Source organism: Acidovorax sp. BL-A-41-H1 (genome assembly GCF_051942715.1).
This window is the reverse complement of record NZ_JBPVJQ010000004.1, coordinates 289,461-308,349: the sequence shown is the minus strand read 5'-3', so window position 1 is coordinate 308,349 and position 18,889 is coordinate 289,461. Positions and strand designations below refer to the sequence as shown.

At 63.4% G+C, this 18,889-nt stretch carries 21 protein-coding genes; 7 read left to right on the top strand and 14 right to left on the bottom strand.

The annotated features are described in order from the left end of the window. The first annotated feature begins 586 nt into the window (after positions 1 to 586). The gene (locus tag ACTPOI_RS10495; protein WP_069103847.1) at positions 587 to 973 is read left to right on the top strand and encodes a hypothetical protein; all 387 of its coding nucleotides are present in this window, start codon (positions 587 to 589) and stop codon (positions 971 to 973) included. Positions 974 to 1,054: 81 nt separating this feature from the next. Here ACTPOI_RS10495 and ACTPOI_RS10490 read toward each other — a convergent pair whose 3' ends face one another. The 9 genes from ACTPOI_RS10490 to ACTPOI_RS10450 all read right to left on the bottom strand — a co-directional run bounded on the left by ACTPOI_RS10490 (position 1,055) and on the right by ACTPOI_RS10450 (position 6,609). Further along, complete coding sequence (locus tag ACTPOI_RS10490; protein WP_440108552.1) at positions 1,055 to 1,531, bottom strand: DM13 domain-containing protein; 477 nt, start codon at positions 1,529 to 1,531, stop codon at positions 1,055 to 1,057. 101 nt (positions 1,532 to 1,632) lie between these two features. Then, positions 1,633 to 2,085, bottom strand: a complete 453-nt coding sequence (locus ACTPOI_RS10485) for a hypothetical protein (protein ID WP_440108551.1) — start codon at positions 2,083 to 2,085, stop codon at positions 1,633 to 1,635. 416 nt (positions 2,086 to 2,501) lie between these two features. Then, a complete protein-coding gene (locus ACTPOI_RS10480; RefSeq protein ID WP_440108550.1) occupies positions 2,502 to 2,789 on the bottom strand; it encodes a hypothetical protein in 288 nt (95 codons plus the stop codon). 328 nt (positions 2,790 to 3,117) lie between these two features. Next, positions 3,118 to 3,888, bottom strand: coding sequence for a hypothetical protein (locus ACTPOI_RS10475; protein WP_440108549.1), 771 nt, complete (start codon positions 3,886 to 3,888; stop codon positions 3,118 to 3,120). Between the two features lie 132 nt (positions 3,889 to 4,020). Next, entirely contained in the window at positions 4,021 to 4,461 is a 441-nt protein-coding gene (locus ACTPOI_RS10470; protein WP_440108548.1) for a hypothetical protein, read from the bottom strand. A gap of 22 nt (positions 4,462 to 4,483) precedes the next feature. Then, a complete protein-coding gene (locus ACTPOI_RS10465) occupies positions 4,484 to 5,101 on the bottom strand; it encodes a hypothetical protein (protein ID WP_440108547.1) in 618 nt (205 codons plus the stop codon). Positions 5,102 to 5,132: 31 nt separating this feature from the next. After that, positions 5,133 to 5,510: a hypothetical protein gene (locus tag ACTPOI_RS10460; protein ID WP_440108546.1), complete on the bottom strand. Its 378-nt coding sequence runs from the start codon at positions 5,508 to 5,510 to the stop codon at positions 5,133 to 5,135. A gap of 162 nt (positions 5,511 to 5,672) precedes the next feature. Then, positions 5,673 to 6,167 (bottom strand): YcxB family protein, encoded by a 495-nt coding sequence (locus tag ACTPOI_RS10455; RefSeq protein WP_440108545.1) that lies wholly within the window; start codon positions 6,165 to 6,167, stop codon positions 5,673 to 5,675. A gap of 91 nt (positions 6,168 to 6,258) precedes the next feature. Further along, the gene (locus ACTPOI_RS10450) at positions 6,259 to 6,609 is read right to left on the bottom strand and encodes a hypothetical protein (protein WP_440108544.1); all 351 of its coding nucleotides are present in this window, start codon (positions 6,607 to 6,609) and stop codon (positions 6,259 to 6,261) included. Between the two features lie 85 nt (positions 6,610 to 6,694). Between ACTPOI_RS10450 and ACTPOI_RS10445 the strand changes: the two genes are divergently transcribed. Continuing rightward, positions 6,695 to 7,762: an integron integrase gene (locus ACTPOI_RS10445; protein ID WP_440108543.1), complete on the top strand. Its 1,068-nt coding sequence runs from the start codon at positions 6,695 to 6,697 to the stop codon at positions 7,760 to 7,762. A 196-nt stretch (positions 7,763 to 7,958) separates the two neighbouring features. On the opposite strand, the gene ACTPOI_RS10440 is transcribed toward ACTPOI_RS10445, so the two are convergent. Together ACTPOI_RS10440 and ACTPOI_RS10435 are read right to left on the bottom strand one after the other, a co-directional pair. Beyond that, positions 7,959 to 10,331, bottom strand: a complete 2,373-nt coding sequence (locus ACTPOI_RS10440) for a cytochrome P450/oxidoreductase (protein WP_440108542.1) — start codon at positions 10,329 to 10,331, stop codon at positions 7,959 to 7,961. 94 nt (positions 10,332 to 10,425) lie between these two features. Beyond that, positions 10,426 to 11,256 (bottom strand): IclR family transcriptional regulator, encoded by an 831-nt coding sequence (locus ACTPOI_RS10435; protein WP_440108541.1) that lies wholly within the window; start codon positions 11,254 to 11,256, stop codon positions 10,426 to 10,428. A 98-nt stretch (positions 11,257 to 11,354) separates the two neighbouring features. Between ACTPOI_RS10435 and ACTPOI_RS10430 the strand changes: the two genes are divergently transcribed. Next, complete coding sequence (locus tag ACTPOI_RS10430) at positions 11,355 to 12,332, top strand: Bug family tripartite tricarboxylate transporter substrate binding protein (RefSeq protein WP_440108540.1); 978 nt, start codon at positions 11,355 to 11,357, stop codon at positions 12,330 to 12,332. Between the two features lie 86 nt (positions 12,333 to 12,418). Here ACTPOI_RS10430 and ACTPOI_RS10425 read toward each other — a convergent pair whose 3' ends face one another. Further along, entirely contained in the window at positions 12,419 to 12,898 is a 480-nt protein-coding gene (locus ACTPOI_RS10425) for a universal stress protein (RefSeq protein ID WP_069103854.1), read from the bottom strand. Between the two features lie 151 nt (positions 12,899 to 13,049). Here ACTPOI_RS10425 and tgt point away from each other — a divergent pair, with 151 nt between their 5' ends. Next, positions 13,050 to 14,222 (top strand): tRNA guanosine(34) transglycosylase Tgt, encoded by a 1,173-nt coding sequence (gene tgt / locus ACTPOI_RS10420; RefSeq protein ID WP_440108539.1) that lies wholly within the window; start codon positions 13,050 to 13,052, stop codon positions 14,220 to 14,222. A gap of 12 nt (positions 14,223 to 14,234) precedes the next feature. Then, a complete protein-coding gene (locus ACTPOI_RS10415) occupies positions 14,235 to 15,053 on the top strand; it encodes a YiiX/YebB-like N1pC/P60 family cysteine hydrolase (protein ID WP_440108538.1) in 819 nt (272 codons plus the stop codon). A gap of 9 nt (positions 15,054 to 15,062) precedes the next feature. Here the strand turns inward: ACTPOI_RS10415 and ACTPOI_RS10410 are convergent, their stop codons facing one another. After that, positions 15,063 to 15,524 carry a hypothetical protein gene (locus ACTPOI_RS10410; RefSeq protein WP_440108537.1) on the bottom strand — a complete coding sequence of 154 codons (462 nt, stop codon included), beginning with the start codon at positions 15,522 to 15,524 and terminating at the stop codon, positions 15,063 to 15,065. A 342-nt stretch (positions 15,525 to 15,866) separates the two neighbouring features. On the opposite strand from ACTPOI_RS10410, the gene ACTPOI_RS10405 reads away from it, so the two are divergent. Beyond that, positions 15,867 to 17,039 (top strand): ATP-binding protein, encoded by a 1,173-nt coding sequence (locus tag ACTPOI_RS10405; RefSeq protein WP_440108536.1) that lies wholly within the window; start codon positions 15,867 to 15,869, stop codon positions 17,037 to 17,039. 121 nt (positions 17,040 to 17,160) lie between these two features. Continuing rightward, positions 17,161 to 17,679 carry a hypothetical protein gene (locus ACTPOI_RS10400; protein ID WP_440108535.1) on the top strand — a complete coding sequence of 173 codons (519 nt, stop codon included), beginning with the start codon at positions 17,161 to 17,163 and terminating at the stop codon, positions 17,677 to 17,679. Positions 17,680 to 17,830: 151 nt separating this feature from the next. Here the strand turns inward: ACTPOI_RS10400 and ACTPOI_RS10395 are convergent, their stop codons facing one another. Beyond that, positions 17,831 to 18,883 (bottom strand): serine endopeptidase, encoded by a 1,053-nt coding sequence (locus ACTPOI_RS10395; protein WP_440108534.1) that lies wholly within the window; start codon positions 18,881 to 18,883, stop codon positions 17,831 to 17,833. Between the last annotated feature and the right edge of the window lie 6 nt (positions 18,884 to 18,889).

The following is an 18,889-nucleotide window of genomic DNA, read 5'->3' as shown; positions in this document are numbered from 1 at the left end:
TGCGTGATTCGGGAAGGGGGACGCAGCCTTAGAACCTGTTCAAAGCCTTTTTGGAGATTGCATTGGAGTGCAATCAGGATGAGTGGATGCTTCGGATGCGCCGCATGGGCTCGTGCCCATGCAAGCAGCCGGGGCGTTCAGTCGCCCGATTTCACTCCAACCCTTCGGGCAAGTGCCTTGCCGGGCGGTCTGCGTTGTTGCAGCGCTTGCCAATAGCCGTGCTATTGGCGGCGCCCCGCGCCTAGCAGCCCATCCCGGCAAGGCGCTTGTGCAACTCCAAAAAGACTTTGAACAGGTTCTTACTGCGGGGCGGCCCTTGCTGGGCTGCCCTCGCGTGGGCAGTGACAGTTTCAAGGGCCACGCCAAATAGCGGCCACCGGGAGTCCCTTTGCCCCCCGTTCACAACTTGTTACGACATCATCCTCAAGTTGAGGGCGGCCATGCCGAGGGGCCACGACAATGTCACGCGCGCCGAGCCCTGCATGGCCTTGCGCGAAAGGCGTCGGATAAGAGCCCCTTTCGCACCGTTTTACCTGCCATTGCCCCGCCGTGCGACCTCGACAATGCCGACAAAGAGGAACATCCCATGGACATGCAATACCAGCTCAAGGCAGGCAGCTACTACCTGTATGACATGCGCGAAGCGCCCAGCGCCGTGACGGGCGAGCGCCGGTTCAAGCTCAAGACAGACACCGTGGCCATCGCATTTGATGCGTACACGGGCGAATTGCACCAGCACGGCAGCCCTGCCCGCATCCAGTCGTGGGCCAACAACACGCGCCGCCGCCTGCGCGCCGCCGGTGCCCAGGACGTTGCCAACGACATCGTCGTCGTCTCAGGCCCGTTGCCGGTGGATGAACTCAACAAATGCCTGTGGGTGCGCGGCTATGTGCGCCGCATGTTCTCGCGCCTGGCCACGCTGCCGCACGGCAAATTCCAGAAGCCTGCAGAGCCGTTTCGCAAGGCAGCCTGAGGGGCAGCCTCACAAGTAGACAACGCTCCGCGGCAGTGGCCCGAGCAAACGGCACAAACGGCACGACCGGCGCTGCCAGTGCTACCGGTACTTCGCTGCCGTGATGAATTCGCTGAAGGTCTCGCACCAGACGACCACCGCCGCGTACTTTGCCGGGTCCACGCCAGCCGGCAACGCCACCACAAAGTTCTCGAACGTCTTCACGTCGCCGACGCGGACCATGCTGCCCTTGAGCCGCTTGAAATCGGCTTCGGTCTCGACGAACTCCGGAGAGAGATAGAGCTTGTAGTCCGGCCCTGGCGAAAGCCGGCCCAAAAGCGACACCGTGGTCGCCGTCACGGTGACTGCCCCCTCACCCCAGTGCAGGGCATCGCTGTCCTTCAGGTCACGCCGGAACTCGCCTTTGAACAAAGCCTGCGCGGTGGCGGCTGTGAGCTGCTCTGCGGTAGGCGCATCAGGCGCAATGAGAATAGGCAACGCATAGATGCCGCCCGCAAAGCCTGCAACGGCCACGGCACCATGCGAGAGAGTGAGCAAAACGGTTCTACGTGTGTTCATGGGCGGTGGCCAAGGTCAACGGTTGGAATGCTGCAGAGGGCCAGGCTGCCCGCTGAGCGAAGCCGCACCGCTGGGCGGCGTCGGCGCGAAGGAAAAAACGGTCAGGCACCGCTGCGGCCACGGCGCAGTGCTAGCGCCAGGCCAATGGCAATCACCAGCGGGCCGCCGACCACGAACACCAGATTCATCATGCGGTCGATGCCAGCTGATGCCCCCCAGGCACGAATGCCCAGCACCAGCAGCCACGCGCCCCAGCACGCAAGCCCGATACCCGCCAGTCGCCGCACCCAGCCGCCCGCGCGCACCACCCTGGAGCCATCGGGGATGGGGGCGGTAGTGTCGCCAGGCAAGCCGCGCAGCAGCCGCCAGCACCCCCCTGCGCTCAGCGCGAACATGAGGCCCATGGCGCCCGCCTGAGTCCATTGCGCTGCACTGCCGGACGGGCGGTAAGGTTTGAATGGACCGAGGAGATGGATCACCAGCCCGACCGTGGCGATCACGGCAAACACCCCCAGCCCCTCCAGCCACATCCCCGACGAGGCGGGGCGGCGCATCCGGCGCTCGTGTCCCGACCGCGGTCCGGGCACAGGGGACCTTGCCCAAAAGAACCAGGCAAATGCGGCGCTGGGCACAAACCAGCAAAGATAAAGCGTCAGATAGGCAAAACTCACAGGCGGACGGAAGGCAAGCACAAGGTGCATCAGCGCGCCGATGGCCAGGATCAGTGCGAATGTGGTTCTGGGGCGCATGGTTAGGGCGGTATGTAGCTTAAGGATCCTCTGCACGAATCACGCGGAAAGTGAGCGCTGCGGAGCGGGATGGGCTGCAAGGCGCAAAAGGCAGCCATAGCCATTGCTAGTGCGAGTATTTGCAACGCTGCAGACCGCCCGAGCCCGCAGACGCACACCGCGCGCTGATCGGTGCAAAAGGTCCTTAAAGGATTTACTGGAAAAATTGATGTAGCACTCGATTATCTAGATTTGGCAAGAAATTTTTCGTGAATTCTTTTAAGAAATAGAGACACAACAAAAATAAAGACCCCGACCGCCGTAACCAGCGAATTGAATTCATGGCTCTCTTTATCTTCTTCAGAAACGTAGTAGCATCCCGCCTTGATGCACAACTCTGATTGTAAATTTTCTTTAGGTGCTTTATGACCCATGTGCACAGCCATATCGTTTATTACATTGCATTCGTATAAACCATATGCAGCCACAGCCAAACCCGCCGCAATTAGAGCCAAAAACACATTTCTCATGAACGCCCTCATAGGACAGTGATTTTATTGCCTGAAGCTGAGGATGACACGCCACGGCCGCAGTGCGGTTGTGGTATCGATAAAGACCGCTTGGACTTGGTCATCATGGATGACTGTGGCTCAATCAACCCCTGGCATGCTGGCTCAACGGCCGACCCACATGGCCCACGGGGCACACCCTAGACCGTCTGACGCCAATAAACCTTCCGACTCACCTGCAGCGCTGGCATTGTTTGGCGCGATGGTCATGTAAATGACCGAGCGCTTGCTACTACACGCAACATGTCAACTGGTCTATTGAAATAGCCTGCGCACACCCAAGGATTTATTAACCCAGTTCACGCCAGCGTACCAATCTTGCCAAGCCAAACAGCAATGCGCTGATGCCAGCCCAAGCAATTATTATCCAGCCGAAATGCACGCCTAGCAGATAGGGCGCTGCAAACCAACCCTCGGCAGATGAAACGTAATCACGCAATCGCGGAACCCAAAACCCTCCCGATTCCAAACACGCGGGCGGACTGCGCCCACTGCCGAACGCGGCGAGCGGCAACCGTATGCGCCAAGGATTCACTTCGCAGCCAAGCCAAGAGAGAACAACTCTCGCAGTTTCCGTTGCCACAAACGGCGTGCCAAGTAGTGCGCAAAAAGATATCAAGCTCCCAAGGCAAGCCCACGCTAAAAATTGGGGCCAACGATAAATGGGCGAGCGCCGACACCAATCTTCCAGAAGAGATAACAGCGTCCGTGGGTTCCGAGGTGGCTTGCGGTAGCGAACGAAGAGGATCAGCCCGAGCGATAACAGGATGGCAGGCCAAAATTGAACAAGAAAAATGAACGGGACGTCCAAAAATTGATCGGCCCGATAAAACGCGGAAAACCGCGCAGCCACGATTTTTACGACAATGGGGCCGCGGCAATCAACACCTCCCGGACATCCTAACATCGCAAGTGCGAAATCCGCGATCGTTGGCCCTAGCAACATCATGGCTGAGCAGACGACGATCAGCACCAACGCCAAACGACGCGCAATTATTGCGTTGCGTGCAGCGTAAGAAACGGCGCTTTCGTTCAACCGACTTGGTGTGTCAGATGGCATGAATATGCGCCTCCGCGTTCGGATCTACCATTTTTTGGGGACTGCGAAGTGACAGGCCGATACTGCTTTAGAACCTGATTGCGCAGGCGAAAACCCAGATTAAGCCGCGCCGCGGAGCGGCTTCGTTTCGAATTAATAATTAGATGCCGAATTATGGCGTTCAAAAACTATATGCGCAGCAGACACCAACGCTGGCGCACCGTACGCATGAACGCCAAACACTTTAAAAATATCCGGCATTTCAAACCACCGAACAGACAGCATGCAAAATATACCAAATATAACGAGAAAACCGCCCAAACAAATTGCAATGACGAATTTGCGATCTACTTTAGCCAACCCTATACGGCCTTGAAAAAAAAACGCCAATACAGCTTTCCATAGGCAGAGTAGACATCCGAGCGCGGCAAGTGCAAGCATTGGCGCGGCATAGCCATGCCATGGGAGAAGGTCGTATGTTTCCCAATGCAAGGCAGCAATAAAAGCCAAGTAAAACGAGGCAAGCAGAGTTAGCGGAACCAACATCGCCAACGCTTCGAGGGCTGCCAGCACTCTGGATAGCGGCTCTTTCATGGCGGAATCGAAAGTTTTGACCTCATGTTTGGCATGAGGCGTAATTTTTAGTCAGGGCTTGATCATCACCTTTGAAGAAACTAGAGGCCGTCGTCAGATCAAGAACATAGGCAGAGTTCTGATCATCCTGTGGCAATAGCAAGTAGCGGGAGCGATAGTCAACTTGCATGGCAACTCCTTCGTCAAACCAAGCAGGAATCGGCAAGAAGCACGCCAGGTAGCCCACGCGGTCATGAATTTCCGCGTGCATGATTTCGTGAGCAACGACGTCAACGTTTTGACCTTTAGGCCCAACCATGACGCAGACGCGGCTGCCGATGAATTGTGTACTACCGCAGGCATTGAGCCTGAACGGGCCAAACCCGGCTGGCTGATCGAAGAACACAAGTATTGGGTTGGATTCACCTGCGCCGAAGCTACTTTTAATTCTCGCGCGGGCATCCCGAGTGAGTGCAACATAGCGCTGCTGATCGACCTCCGATTCACTTCCCGTGAGAGAACCATCGGAGAGCCTATGAAGTTCGGCTAGGCCAACAAGAAGGCAGGCCGTTGGGCCCGGAAGAGCGAAGGCAAAAGTAGTGGCTGATGCCAATACGGCGGCAAATATGGCGATCAGATATTTGTGCCTGGTTGCAGACATACTGTTCTGATGCGAGCTACGCATTGCGCCTCTAGGCGTTGGTCTCGACCTGTGAACCCGCGTCTTGAACCGCGATGAGCCTCTGTATTTTGGGCCTCGCGTCGGTGACCGAATCTTGCACGCCAAAGTGAGCTTCAAGCCGCTCAACTCCCTTGAGGAGAGTCGGTCCCAATTCGACGCTCGCTGCCTCCACACCCATCTCGGATCTGGCGAGCGAGGCGAGGAGCTTTCTCGACGAGTCCATGGTTCCGTGATCAAGGATGGAGTAGAACAAGCCTCTTTGGATGCCGATGTGCTTCGCGATGCCATGTGCGAGGTTGCGGCTCGACCCGAAGCCACTGCGCTTCCAGAAGAAGACGAGAAGCGCAATGATGGTTACGAGCCCGAGGAGTGCTGGAAAGTAGGTCAACGGATGGTCCTCGCTGGTTGCGAATGAAACTCAAGGCTACACGATGCTTCATTCGCGCGGACCGGTGGATGTTCCTGCGATGTCTAACGTTGGCGCTGTCCGGCACGCAGCAAGCGCCGCGAAGCGGCAACCTGCTGCTGCGTGTCCGCGACGAGCAACCTGTTAGCCGACAATTTTGCCCCCCGCAGAACGGACACGCTGCAAAACGAATGTCTGCATTTCAGGTGAGACATTTGCGAGGGGTATCGTCGAAAACTGGGCTTTAGAGAACAGCAAAAGCCAGAAGTCCTTGAAGCACCACACCTCGGCAATAGACGACCACGCAAGCGAAGTACTTCCAATTCCCGATGTGAGCGTGAATGCCTTGTCTTCGACGACCAGCAACGCCTCCGGTGTACCCATGTCGCGAAATTTTTGCATTGCGTTTCGAAAGTGAACTACATAGATAACCACGATGAACGAAACGCCTACGACTAAAGCCACAGCAAGCGCTCCAACAATCCAGGATGTGTCGCCTTTATACAAAAGCTGCGCAAGGCCACCCCCAACAAAGACGAGCGCAACAACAAAACCAAGGCCAACAGTTCGTCGCCAAAAGGCAAACACGGACCGACGCAGCAAAGTCTCGCTGTAGCGGAGGGTTGTTTGGTGTGTCATGTCGGCTAACGTCAAAGCTGCCCGGCACGCAGCACACGCCGCGAAGCGGCATCCTGCTGCTGCGTGTCCGCGCCGAGCGAATTGTTAACTGTCATTTGAGGAAAAAGCCTGCTGATTGGAGCTGCCGGAGACGTGGCTTCATCGCGCGATGGACGGCGAAGAAACAAAGGCCGAAACACAGAAGTGGCAAGAGCATCGCCGGGGCCTCCATAAACAACGGGAAATTGGAGCGTTCGAGCGCGATCCAGCCAAATAGTGGAGCCACGAAGATTCCACCAAAGGTTAACCAAAGCAACCCACCAAATACGACTCTCACCACAACGCTTCGTCCCTCAAGGGCAATCAAAAGACGAGCATAAACACAAGCCAAAAAGTACAAAACCGTCGCCGCAAACGAAAACCAAAGCGGCGGCACGAGATACTGAAAGAGTGTGGAATCCATGAAAGTTAACTTATGGTTTATCTGACCAGACGAAGGGTACCCACAATCGTGGTCGTTAAACAAAGTCGCATATCAGTCCAAAAAAGTGTTTGAAATCAGTTCTGTAGCGCAGCATACTGTATGTATGAACAGGCATAACAAAACCGACAAACCTGACTGGGCTCCTCCACGGTCCGTCAAGCTGCTGGATCAGGTACGCGAGAGGGTTCGCTACCTGCACTACAGCCTACAGACCGAAAAGGCTTACGTCTATTGGGCCAAGGCATTCGTGTTATGGGCAGCACGAACCCAGGGGGCATTTCGGCACCATCGCGAAATGGGGCAAGCGGACGTCGAAGGTTTTCTGACCATGCTGGCGACCGAGAAGAAGGTAGCGCCCGCCACGCACCGGCAAGCACTGAATGCGCTGTTGTTTTTGTACCGGCAGGTGCTGGGTATGGAGCTGCCATGGCTGCAGCAGATTGGCCGCCCGCCAGAGCGCAAGCGCATTCCGGTCGTGCTGACGGTGGCAGAGGTTCAGACGCTGCTTTCGCACATGGCTGGCACCGAGGCCCTGTTGGCTGCCCTGTTGTACGGCAGCGGGTTGCGCTTGCGGGAGGCGCTGAGCTTGCGGGTCAAGGATGTGGATTTCGACCGCCACGCGCTCATTGTGCGCAGCGGCAAGGGCGACAAAGACCGGGTTGTGATGCTGCCTCGGACGCTGGCGGCTCGGTTGAAAGCGCAGCTGATGCAGGCGCGCTCTTTGTGGGGGCAAGATCGGGCCACAGGGCGCGGAGGTGTGTACCTGCCCCATGCGTTAGAGCGCAAATACCCCAGAGCAGGCGAGAGCTGGGCGTGGTTCTGGGTGTTTCCGGCAGCGAAACTGTCTGTAGACCCGCAAACAGGCGTAGAGCGCCGACACCAGTTGTTTGAGGAACGGCTGAACCGGCAACTGAAAAAGGCAGTGGTGGAGGCCGACCTTTCCAAGCATGTGTCTGTCCACACCTTGCGGCACTCATTTGCAACGCATCTGCTGCAAGCTGGCACCGACATCCGCACGGTACAGGAGCTGTTGGGTCACTCGGATGTCTCGACGACCATGATCTACACCCATGTGCTCAAGGTGGCAGCGGGTGGTACGGCCAGCCCGCTGGATGCGCTGGCGCTGCCATAGCTGCCTGCCTGCGGCGCGTCGTCCAACGCAAGCCTTTGCTGGGGCTACGACGGAGCTGTCACCACGGCATCCCCACCAAGTCAGGCTCGCCACGGAGCGACTTCCTGGCAAATTCTGAGCAAAATGAGCCGGTAGCCCCCGCTGATTCATCCCTGATTGCTATTGAGTTGATAGCACACCAGCAATTCACAGCACCTCACAGCGCCAGCACCACCCGCCCCCCCACCGCCCGCGAGCAGCACGCCAGCATGCGCTTGCCGGCCGCCCGCTCGCTGTGCGTCAGCACCTTGTCGCGGTGGTCCACCTCGCCGTCGATCACAGCCACCTCGCAGGTGCCGCACAGGCCTTCGTTGCAGTCGCAGGGCACGTCCACACCGGCGGCCTGCAGGGCTTGCAGCAGGGTGCGGTCGGGCGGCACATGCACCTGCAGGTTGGAGTCGCGCAGCTCGGCCACAAAGGCGTGCTCTTTGGCCGGGTCCAGCGCGGCGCCTTCGCCGCTGAAGTGTTCGTAGTGCAGCACGCCTTCGGGCCAGGCGGTGGCCAGGGCTTCCAGCTCGTCCAGAAGGCGGCTGGGGCCGCAGGCGTACACGCGGTCTTGTGGGGTGATGTGGGCCAGCAGCGCGGGCAAATCCATGCGCTGGCCTTCGGCCTTGATGTACAGGTGCAGGTGGGCGGCGTGGTCTTGCTGGAGACGCGCCAGCAGCGCCATTTGCGCGCGGGCACGGCCTGCGTAGTGCAGGGTGTAGGGCTTGCCCAGAGCCTTCAGGCGGTCGGCCATGGCCAGCATGGGGGTGATGCCGATGCCCGCCGCGATCAGCACGTAGCGCTGGGCGGTTTCATCCAGGCGGAACATGTTCTTGGGGCCGGCCAGCTGCAGCGTGCTGCCCACGGGCAGTGCCAGTGCATCGCAAAAGTGGCGCGAGCCGCCGCGGCCTGCGGCCTCGCGCTGCACCACCACCTGCAGGGTGTGGCGGTCTTCCGGGCGGCCGCACAGCGAGTATTTGCGGCGGTAGCCGCCTGCGACCAGATCCACATGCGCGCCGGCGGACCATGCAGGCAGCGGGGCGCCGTCGGGGCTGGCAAACACCAGGCGCCACTGGCCGTCACCCTCGGGCTCGCGGGCTTGCAGCACCACGGTGCGGGTGATGCCTTCCTTGGCGGGGGGGCCGATGGTGAAGGTGGCGGGAGTTGCCGCAGACGGCGAGGATGCCAGGCGCTCGGGGTTGCGCGCAGGGTCCCATTGCACCCACAGCTCGGACGGGCCCCGGAACGAGGTGTTGGACAGGTAGTCGATGTGCTGCCCTTCCACCAGGCGCATGTGCGGCAGGCGGCGCACAAACTCTTCGATGAACACACGCATCTGCAGGCGGCCGATGTTCTTGCCCATGCACTGGTGCGCGCCGTAGCCAAAGGTCATGTGCTCCACGGCGCTTTCGCGGTACACGTCGACCTCTTCGGGGTTCTCGAAGTGGCGCGGGTCGAAGTTGGCCGACGCCTGCACCAGCAGCAGCTTGCTGCCCTTGGGGATGGACATGCCGCCCACCACCGCATCGGCCGTGGCCACGCGCCGCCACGCAATGATGGAGCCGGCCACGCGCAGGCACTCTTCCACCGCGTTGGGGATGAGCGCGGGGTTGGCGCAGATGTCGTCCCACGCCTTGCGGTGCGACAGCAGCGTGAGGAAGGCGTTGGCCGTGGCGTTGGAGGTGGTCTCGTGCGCGGCGGCCAGGATGGCCATCATCATCGAGCGCAGGTACGACTCGGGCACCACGTCGGGGTGGGCGATGTGCTGGCGGATGGTTTCGTACATCCAGCCTTCACCGTCGGGCTGGGCACGCATGGTGTCCAGAATGCGCTGCGCGGTCTGCCAGAAGCGGCCCACGTTATGCGCGATCTCGATCTGCTCGGCGGGCGTGGGGCGGCCCCAGGTGTTCAGGGTGTGCGCCACCGCAAACTGCCGCAGCTGCTCGGCGCCCTCATCGGGCACGCCCAGGAACTTCAGCGCAATGGTCAGCGGAATCTCGTAGAACATCTCGGCCACCAGGTCGGCCCGGCCTTTGTCGATGAAGCGATCCATCGTCTGGCGCGCGAGCTGGCGCACCATGGGTTCGAGCGTGATGAGCCGCTCGGGCAGAAAGGCGTCCATCAGCAGGCGTCGGCGGGCCATGTGGTCGGGCTCGTCTTCGTTGACCATGGTGCGGTTCATGGCAAAGCCGTAGCCCTGCAGGATCTGCAGCACCTCGGGCGATGCGGGGGTGATCTTCTCCAGTGCGACGGATGGCGAGAACAGGATGTTGTCGCGGAACACCGCCTTGACGTCTTCGTACCGCGTAACCACCCAGTAGCCCAGCTCGGGGCTCCAGAACACGGGTTCTTCCTCGCGCGCCCAGCGCAGGTAGTCGCCGGGGGCCTGCATGTAGGCGGGCTCGAACGGGTTGAAGGCGGCGGCGCGGGCGCTGATGGGGCAGCCGTTGGGGGCCAGGGCGGCAGCCGCACCTGCCAGGGCGTGGTGATCTACCGGGCAGCGACTGGCAGTGGGGGACGGCGTGGAAAGCGGGGGCAAAGTCATGGCGCAACTCGCAAATGTTTTGCGCAATGCTATTACGCATTGCGTAATTATCCAAACATTGGTCAAGCCACGCCCCGTGCGCAGGGCCGCGTTGTCAGGCTTGTGGCGGCTGTCCGGTGGCCGAAAACCCCATAGCCGCGCTGATGCCCTGCGCCTCTTGCACCACGCTCGGGCCCACCCGGCCGTCGGGCCGTGCGTCAAAGCCATTGCTGGCTCCGAGCGAAGTGAGCACCGCTGCCACATGGCCGCGTGCGTCGTAAATGGGCGCGGCAATGGCGCTGATGCCAGCCAGCAGGATGTCTTGCACGGTGGCGCAGCCCTGGGCGCGTGCACGGTGGCACAGGGCCTGCACGGGGTCGGCCCCGCCCAGCATCGCGCGTTGCTCGGGCGTGGCGGCGGCCAGCTCGGCTTCGGCACGGGTGCGCAGGTCGGCATCCTGTGAAAACGCCAGAAACGCCTGCCCGCTGGCTGACCACACCACGGGCAGCACCGAGCCCGGGCGGATGTTGACGGTGACCGGGAGCGAGGGCTCTTCCATGCGCATCACCGTGGGGCCCATGTTGCCCATCACGGCGATGAAGCAGGTCACCTGCAGCGATTCGCGCAGGCGCAGCAGCGCGGCCTCGCCCATGCGCACCGGGTCGCACTGGCGCAGCGCCGCCAGGCCGATGCGCACGGCCTCGGGCCCCAGGTGGTAGTGCTGTGTGGCGGGGTGCTGGGCCACCAGGCCCTCGCTGGTCAGGCTGCTGAGGTAGCGGTGCACCTTGGCGGCGCTCTCGCCGCATTCGGCCGCGATGGCCGTCAGGCTGGCCGCGCCGCCCAGCCGGGCCAGGGCCTTGAGGATGGTCATGCCGGTTTCGGCCGACTGCACGCGCTGGCGGCGTTTGGTGGAGGTGTCGGCAGGGGCAGATGCAGAGGTCGGCATGCGGAGGAGTCTGTAAGGGCAATCGCGGAGAAACTCATTACGCATTGCGTAATATCATTGCCAAATCTTAAATCGTTTGACCTATTTCAGGAGACACCATGCTCAATCGTCGTTGCGCCACCGGGCTGCTTGCGGCCCTGGCCGTTCTGGCGGGCCCGTCTGTGGCGTTTGCCCAGAGCTACCCCGCCAAGCCCATCCGCTGGGTAGTGCCCTACCCTGCGGGTGGCGGCTCGGACTTTCTGGCGCGCACGATCGGCCAGCAGCTGTCCACCCAGATCAGCCAGACCGTGACGGTGGAGAACAAGCCCGGCGCCAACACCGCCATCGCGGCATCGGACGTGGCGCGCTCACCCGCAGACGGCTACACCATCCTGTCGGCCGACAACGGCACCATGGTGTTCAACACCGCGCTGTACAGCAAGCTCTCGTACAACCCTGAAAAAGACCTGGTGCCCGTCACGCTGATGGGGCGCTTTCCCATGATCCTGGTCGTGGGCCCCAACTCCGACGTGCGCGACGCCAAGGATTTTGTGGCCAAGGCCAAGGCTTCGCCCGGCAAATTCAGCTACGGCTCGGCCGGTGCGGGCAGCCCGCACCACCTGGCGATGGAGCTGCTCAAGGTCAACAGCAGCCTGCACATGGTGCATATCCCCTACCGCGGCGCGGCACCGGCCCTGACCGATCTGGCAGGCGGCCAGGTCAACGCGATGATGGTGGACCTGGCCGCAGGTGCCGGTTTCATCAAGGGTGGCAAGGTGCGCCCCCTGGCCGTGGCCCACGCCACGCGCCTGCCTCAGCTGCCCGATGTGCCCACGTTTGCCGAACTCGGCTTCAAGGGCGTGGAAGCCTCGGCCCAGGTCGGCATCGTGGCCCCGGCCGGTACGCCAGCCGATGTGGTGGCCGCCCTGCAAAAGCAGGTGGCCACCGCCATCAACCAGCCCGCCATCCGCCAGAAGCTGGTGGACTTTGGCATCGAGCCCGTGGCCAGCACGCCGCAGCAATATGGCGACCTGATCCGCACCGAAGTGCAGCGCTGGCACAAGCTGATCCGCGAGCAGAAGATCTCGCTGGACTGAACCGCACCGGCCTGACGGCCGTGCACAACGCGAAGCCGCCCCGAGGGGCGGCTTTTTTGTGGGCGCTGACAAGGCGCGAGGCTTGCTCAGGCCTCCAGGTCTTCGACCGTGCCACCTTCGGTGGCAGCAAATGCCTCGCCGTGCTTCACGATGGTGACCGGCACCGGGCTGGCATGGGCCACTTCCTGCGACACCGAACCCAGCAGCGCGCTCGACAACGCGCCCTGCCCGCGCGCGCCAATGATGACCATGTCGCAACCGGTGCGCTCGATCATGTCCACCAGCGTGTGGGCCTCGTCGCCCACGCCCACTTCGGTTTCGCAGGGCACGCCGGCAGCTTCGAGCAGCGCACGCGCGGGTGCCATCAGGTGCTCGCCAGCTTCCAGGCTGGCGGCGGCGATCAGGTCGGGGTCGCGGGCGGTGACCATTTCGTACAGGGTGGCGGGCTCCTGCACATGGCCCAGCACCACCTGCGCCTGCAGGCCGTGGCGCACCAGCCACAGCGCGTGGTGCACCCCGTCGAGCGAGAGTTCCGATCCGTCCACGGCGATGAAGATCTTGAGCATGGTGTTCTCCTTGGAGTGTGGTTCGCGGGCCCAGGGGCACTTTGGTTCAGTGTAGCCACGCGGCGCCGCAGCGCCAGCCCATTCCCTTGATGAAAGTCAGGGTGGATCGACGTGGCACGGGGTCGGCGGTGCGTCTGGGACAATCCCGCCCATGCTTCAGTTCGACCTCCTCAAGACCGACCCCGCCAGCCACGCGCGGCGCGGCACGCTCACGCTCAACCACGGCGTGGTGCAGACCCCCATCTTCATGCCCGTGGGCACCTATGGCACCGTCAAGGGCGTGATGCCGCAAAGCCTGCACGACATGGGCGCACAGATCATCCTGGGCAACACCTTTCACCTGTGGATGCGCCCGGGCCTGGATGTGATGCAGAGCTTTGGCGGCCTGCACGGCTTTGAAAAATGGGACAAGCCCATCCTGACCGACTCGGGCGGCTTTCAGGTGTGGAGCCTGGGCGCCATGCGCAAGATCACCGAAGAAGGCGTAACGTTTGCCAGCCCCGTCAATGGCGACAAGCTCTTCATGTCGCCCGAGGTGAGCATGCAGATCCAGACCACGCTCAACTCCGACATCGTGATGCAACTCGACGAGTGCACGCCGTACGAAACCAAGGGGCACCTCACCACCGAGGCCGAGGCGCGCAAATCGATGGAGATGAGCCGCCGCTGGGCCGTGCGGTCCAAGGCCGAGTTCGAGCGGCTGGGCAACCCCAACGCCCTCTTCGGCATCGTGCAGGGCGGCATGTTCAAGAACCTGCGCCAGGAGTCGCTGGAAGCGCTGGTGGAAATGGACTTCCCCGGCTACGCCGTGGGCGGCGTGAGCGTGGGCGAGCCCAAGGACGAGATGCTGGACATCATGGCCCACACGCCGCACCGCCTGCCGGCCCACAAGCCGCGCTACCTGATGGGCGTGGGCACGCCCGAAGACCTGGTGCAGGGCGTGGCCGATGGCGTGGACATGTTCGACTGCGTGATGCCCACGCGCAATGCGCGCAACGGCACCATGTTCACCCGCTTTGGCGACCTGAAGATCCGCAACGCGCGCCACAAGGCCGACCACCAGCCCATGGACACCAGCTGCACCTGCTACGCCTGCGCGGGCAAGGACGGCGTGGTCTGGGACGCGGGCGGCCGCGGCGGCTTCAGCCGGGCCTACCTGCACCACCTGGACCGCTGCGGCGAAATGCTGGGCCCCATGCTCACCACCGTGCACAACCTGCACTACTACCTGAACCTGATGCGCGAGGTGCGCGAGGCGCTGGATGCGGGCACGTTCAGCCAGTTCCGCGCACAGTTCAAGGCCGACCGGGCGCGCGGCGTCTAAGGCGCCGCACCGATGATGGCCAATTGCCCCATAGGTACGCCGCGGTGGAGGGCCGCACTCCTCGCTGCGGTGATGGCCACGGCCGCCACCGGCTGCGCCACACGCATGGGCCGCGACGCCGACAGTGGCCTGCCCACCCTGCAGGTGCAAAACAGCAGCCTGCTCATGCCGGGCAACGGCGGCCAATCCATCGACAGCGGGGACTTGCGCGCCGGGGACATCGTCCTGTCGGCCACGCACGGCATCAACTCGCTGGGCATCCGCGCCATCACGCTCTCGCCAGTGAGCCATGCGGCGCTCTACCTGGGCAACGGCCGAATCATAGAGGCGGTGGGCTCGGGCGTGCGCATCCGCAGCACGGCTGAGTTCATGGCCGACGAGGCCACCATCGTGGCCTTTCGCCACCCAGGGATCACCGACGAGCACGCCGTGGCCATGCGCGCCTTTGCGCAGGCACAGGACGGCAAGAAGTACAACACCGCCGGCATCGTGCTGCAGGCGCCGTTCACGCTGCAGCGCAAGTACTGTGAGCTTCCGCTGGTGCCCGGCGCCGTCCGCGACGCCTGCATCCGCGGCATCGCCGCCATCCAGCTCGGCGCGGCGCGCAACGACCGGTTCTTCTGCTCCCAACTGGTGCTGGAGACCTACCGCGCAGCCAACCTGCCGCTCACCGATGCGTCGGCACTGCTGATCAGCCCCGCCGACCTGCTGCACATGCGCGAGGGCGACGTGCCGTCGGTGCAGATCAAGCAGGCGCTGCAGTACGTGGGGCATCTCAAGGGCGGGTACCTGATGACGGACATTGCCGCCACCGGGCAGCCCAGCCCCTGACGGGCAGCGTCAGCCGCCCACGTGCATCGTGAACAGCGCGCCGCTGGACAGGCGGCAGGTGCCTGTTCCCATCGATGGCGAGTTCATCGAATACTGGCAGCTCAGGTAGCTACCCCGGGTGCCTGCGCCGCTGGCCAGGCCCTCGCGCGAAGACCCTGCCTTGCGCGTCGCTTCCCCGGCAAAGCTCTCCCCCTGGATCGTGGCCTGGAATGTGCCGCGGCCATGCAGGTCATTGGTCACCACGGCATAGACCACGCCCAGCGCGCTGGCCTGCTCGTTGGCCGGATACAGGCGGGCTGACAGCGTGACGGGTATTGGCACCGCTGGCGGCATGGCGGCCGGCGCATGCACCACCACGGGCGCGGGGTGGAGGGGAGCCACATAACAGCCGCTGAGGCTTGCGACGGCGGCGCACACAGCCAGTGCCGCCACAGCGCGGCGACGGATCGAAGAGGAAATGGAGGCAACCATGGGGTTCCTTGGGTCCCAAGCACATGCTTGTGAGTCCGATGGTGGGGGCAGTGCGGGCAGGCAGAGGCTAATTTTTATACCGGTGGCGCCCCAGGTATCGTTGGGTAGCATAAGGCGGTACTTTTTGCCAACGAGCATTCAAATGACGGTGTTTTGCCCGGCGCGCATGCCAACAGCCCGGGCCGTGGAACGAATCGAAGCCACAGGCGCCACGGCCCCCCCTATCGTGGCGATTGCGCCCTTGCCACGGGCCGAGATCCACCGGTTTCGCACCCGCCATTCAGCGTGCCCCACCCACAGTCATCCTTGCATTTTTGGCATTGAGATGCATAAAATGCAAGGATGTTTGAGCGCCACATCATGGCCAGCCTGCGCGAGGACCTGGCCCACAACCCTGCCGTGGCCCTGCTGGGCCCGCGCCAGGCAGGCAAGACCACGGTGGCGCTGGAACTGGCACGGCAGTCCGATCACATCTACCTGGACCTCGAATCCGAGCTCGACCGCGCCAAGCTCGCATCGCCCGAGCTGTACCTGTCGGAGCGGACCGACCGGCTGGTGGTGCTGGATGAAGTGCACCGCGTGCCCGGCCTGTTTCCCATCCTGCGCGGCCTCATTGACAGCGCCCGGCGCCAGGGGCGGCGCAGCGGCCTGTACCTGCTGCTGGGCTCGGCCTCGCTCGACCTGCTGCAGCAGGCCGGCGAAAGCTTGGCGGGCCGGGTGGCCTACCGCGAACTCACGCCGCTGAACGCGCTGGAGATCCCCACTGCCGACCACACCCGGCTGTGGCTGCGCGGCGGCTTCCCCGAAAGCTATCTGGGCCGCACCGCCGCCGCCAGCCTGCGCTGGCGGCAGGATTTCATCCGCACCTATGTGGAGCGCGAGATCCCGCTGTTTGGCGGCCGCGTGGGGCCCGATGCATTGCGCCGCCTGTGGGGCATGCTGGCCCACCAGCAAGGGGCGCTGGTCAATGCCTCGGTGCTGGGGCGCAGCCTGGCGGCAGACACACGCACGGTGAACCGCTACCTGGACTTGCTGGTGGAGATGTTTCTGGTGCGGCGGCTGGAGCCCTGGCACGCCAACCTGGGCAAGCGCCTGACGAAGTCGCCCAAGCTCTATGTGCGCGACAGCGGCCTGCTGCACGCGCTGCTGGGCTTGCCCGACGACGAAGCGCTGCTGGGCCACCCCGCCGTGGGCGCCAGCTGGGAGGGCTTTGTGATCGAAAACCTGATCACCGCCGCCGGCCAGGAGGCCAGCGCGCACTTCTACCGCACTGCCGCGGGAGCCGAGATCGACCTGCTGCTGCACTGGCCCGGCGGAGAAAGCTGGGCCATCGAGGTCAAGCGCGGCCTGGCACCCAAGGTGGAGCGCGGGTTTCACACCGCCTGCGAAGACCTGCAGCCGGCGCGCAAGCTGGTGGTGTACCCGGGCGACGAGACTTTTCCGCTCGGCCACGGCGTGCAGGCGATGGGGCTGGCCACGCTGTGCGAAGAGCTGGCCCGCAAGGCCGCGGCATGAGAGCGCCCGGCATGCCTTGGCGCAGGGCTCATGCCCCGGGCGGCAGCACCCCGCGGCCCATGCCTGATTGCTATTTTATTGATAGCTACCGGACCAATTGAATCAAGCGCCAGCACCCAAAATGACTCCAAACTGGTGGCAAAAGCTGCTGCGCTGGCCCGGCCGCATGCTGGCGGGGCCGGCCAGCGGCCTGCTGGCGCTCGTCATCGTGTTCGAGGAATGGGGTTGGGAGCCCCTGCAGCACTTGCTGGCCCGCATCGGCCGCTGGCCGGGGCTGCGCTGGGTGGAGGGCTGGGTGCGCAGCCTGCCGCCCTGGGCCGCGGTGGCCGTGTTTGCGCTGCCCACCGCGCTGCTGCTGCCGGTGAAGCTGCTGGCGCTGTGGGCCATCGGGCATGGTCATGTGGTTCTGGGCATGGCCATCATCGTGCTGGCCAAGCTGGTGGGCACGGCGGTGGTGGCGCGGCTGTTCACCCTCACGCAGCCGGCGCTGATGCAGCTGCCCTGGTTTGCCGCCCTGTACGCCGGCTGGACACGCGCCAAGCACGCCGTGCTGGAGCGTGCGCGGGCCACCTGGGCGTGGCGTGTGGCAAGAGTCCTGCGCAGGCAGTGGGTGCGGATCTGGCGGCGCCGTACGCGCTAGCCGCAGGGGCAGGGGTAGGCCGCACAACGCGGCAGCGCACTGCGCGGACGGCGGCGACCTCAGCGCTCCAGCACCCGACTTAACCAAGCCACCCAAAGGCACTGGCGGGTGCCCGCCGCACGCCTCCTTCCCTGTCGGTCTCGCAGCCCCGCTACTCGCTGGCCAGCTTGACCCCGGCCCCTGTTCCGCACGCATGGCAGAACCGCGCAAACGCGCTCTTGCGCGTGCTGCACGCGCCGCAGTGGTCAAACAGCCCGATGCCGCAGTGCGGGCAAAAATCGATCTTTTCGTTTTTCAGGTCGACGGGTCGCTCGCAGCCGGGGCACACGCTCTTGGCCAGGCGGGCCAGGGCCACGTCGTAGCTCAGCTCCTTGCGGCGCTCCTGGTCGGGCAGGGTTTCGGCCAGCTTCTGGCGCTCCAGGTAGCGGTTGAGCGCCAGGATGGCATAGCGCCCCACCACGGCCGTGATGGCGATGCCCACCACGTAGCGCACATAGCCGCCGTAGCTGGGCAGGTAGGGCACCAGTTCCACAAAGAAGGCAAACAGCGCAAAGAAGATGAAGCCCCAGACAAACGGCCAGTAGGTGCTCTTGCGCTGCTTGACGAACAGCCAGCCGGCAATGGCCAGCAGCGGCAGCGTGAGCGCCAGGCGGTACAGGAAGACGCGCAGCTCGACCTTGCGGCGCTCGGCGGACATCTTCACGTAGCCATCGGCCTCCAGCTCGTTGAGCCGGCCCTGCATGGCGGCAGCGCTCTGGCGCGCGTCCAGCGCGGCCTGTTGCTGCTGCTCCAGCGCGCGCTGGGCGGTCACCTCCACCTGCTTCAAGGCATCAAGCTGCTGCGTGCGCCGGATGAGTTCGGGATCCTGGTCGCTGCGCTGGGTGGCGCTGCGGGTGGACAGCCAGTTGCTGTAGGTCTCGCGCTCGGCCCGGCTTTCGCTGGCGGCCTTGCTGCGCTGCAGGCTGGCCTGCTCCAGCGCGGTCTGGGCGTCCTGCTCGGCCTTGCGTGCGGCCCTGACCTGATCGCGCAATGCCTGCGCCGCGTTACGGTCCAGAAAGTCATCGAGCTGCAGCGGCGCCTCGACCTTGGGCAAATCGCCCACGATGGTGCCGCCCAGCCCGATCAGGAAGCCGGCAAACACGAACGCCACCAGCCACAGGCCGCGGCGAAACCATTTTTCAGACAGACGCAGGGATTTGCTCATGCGGTT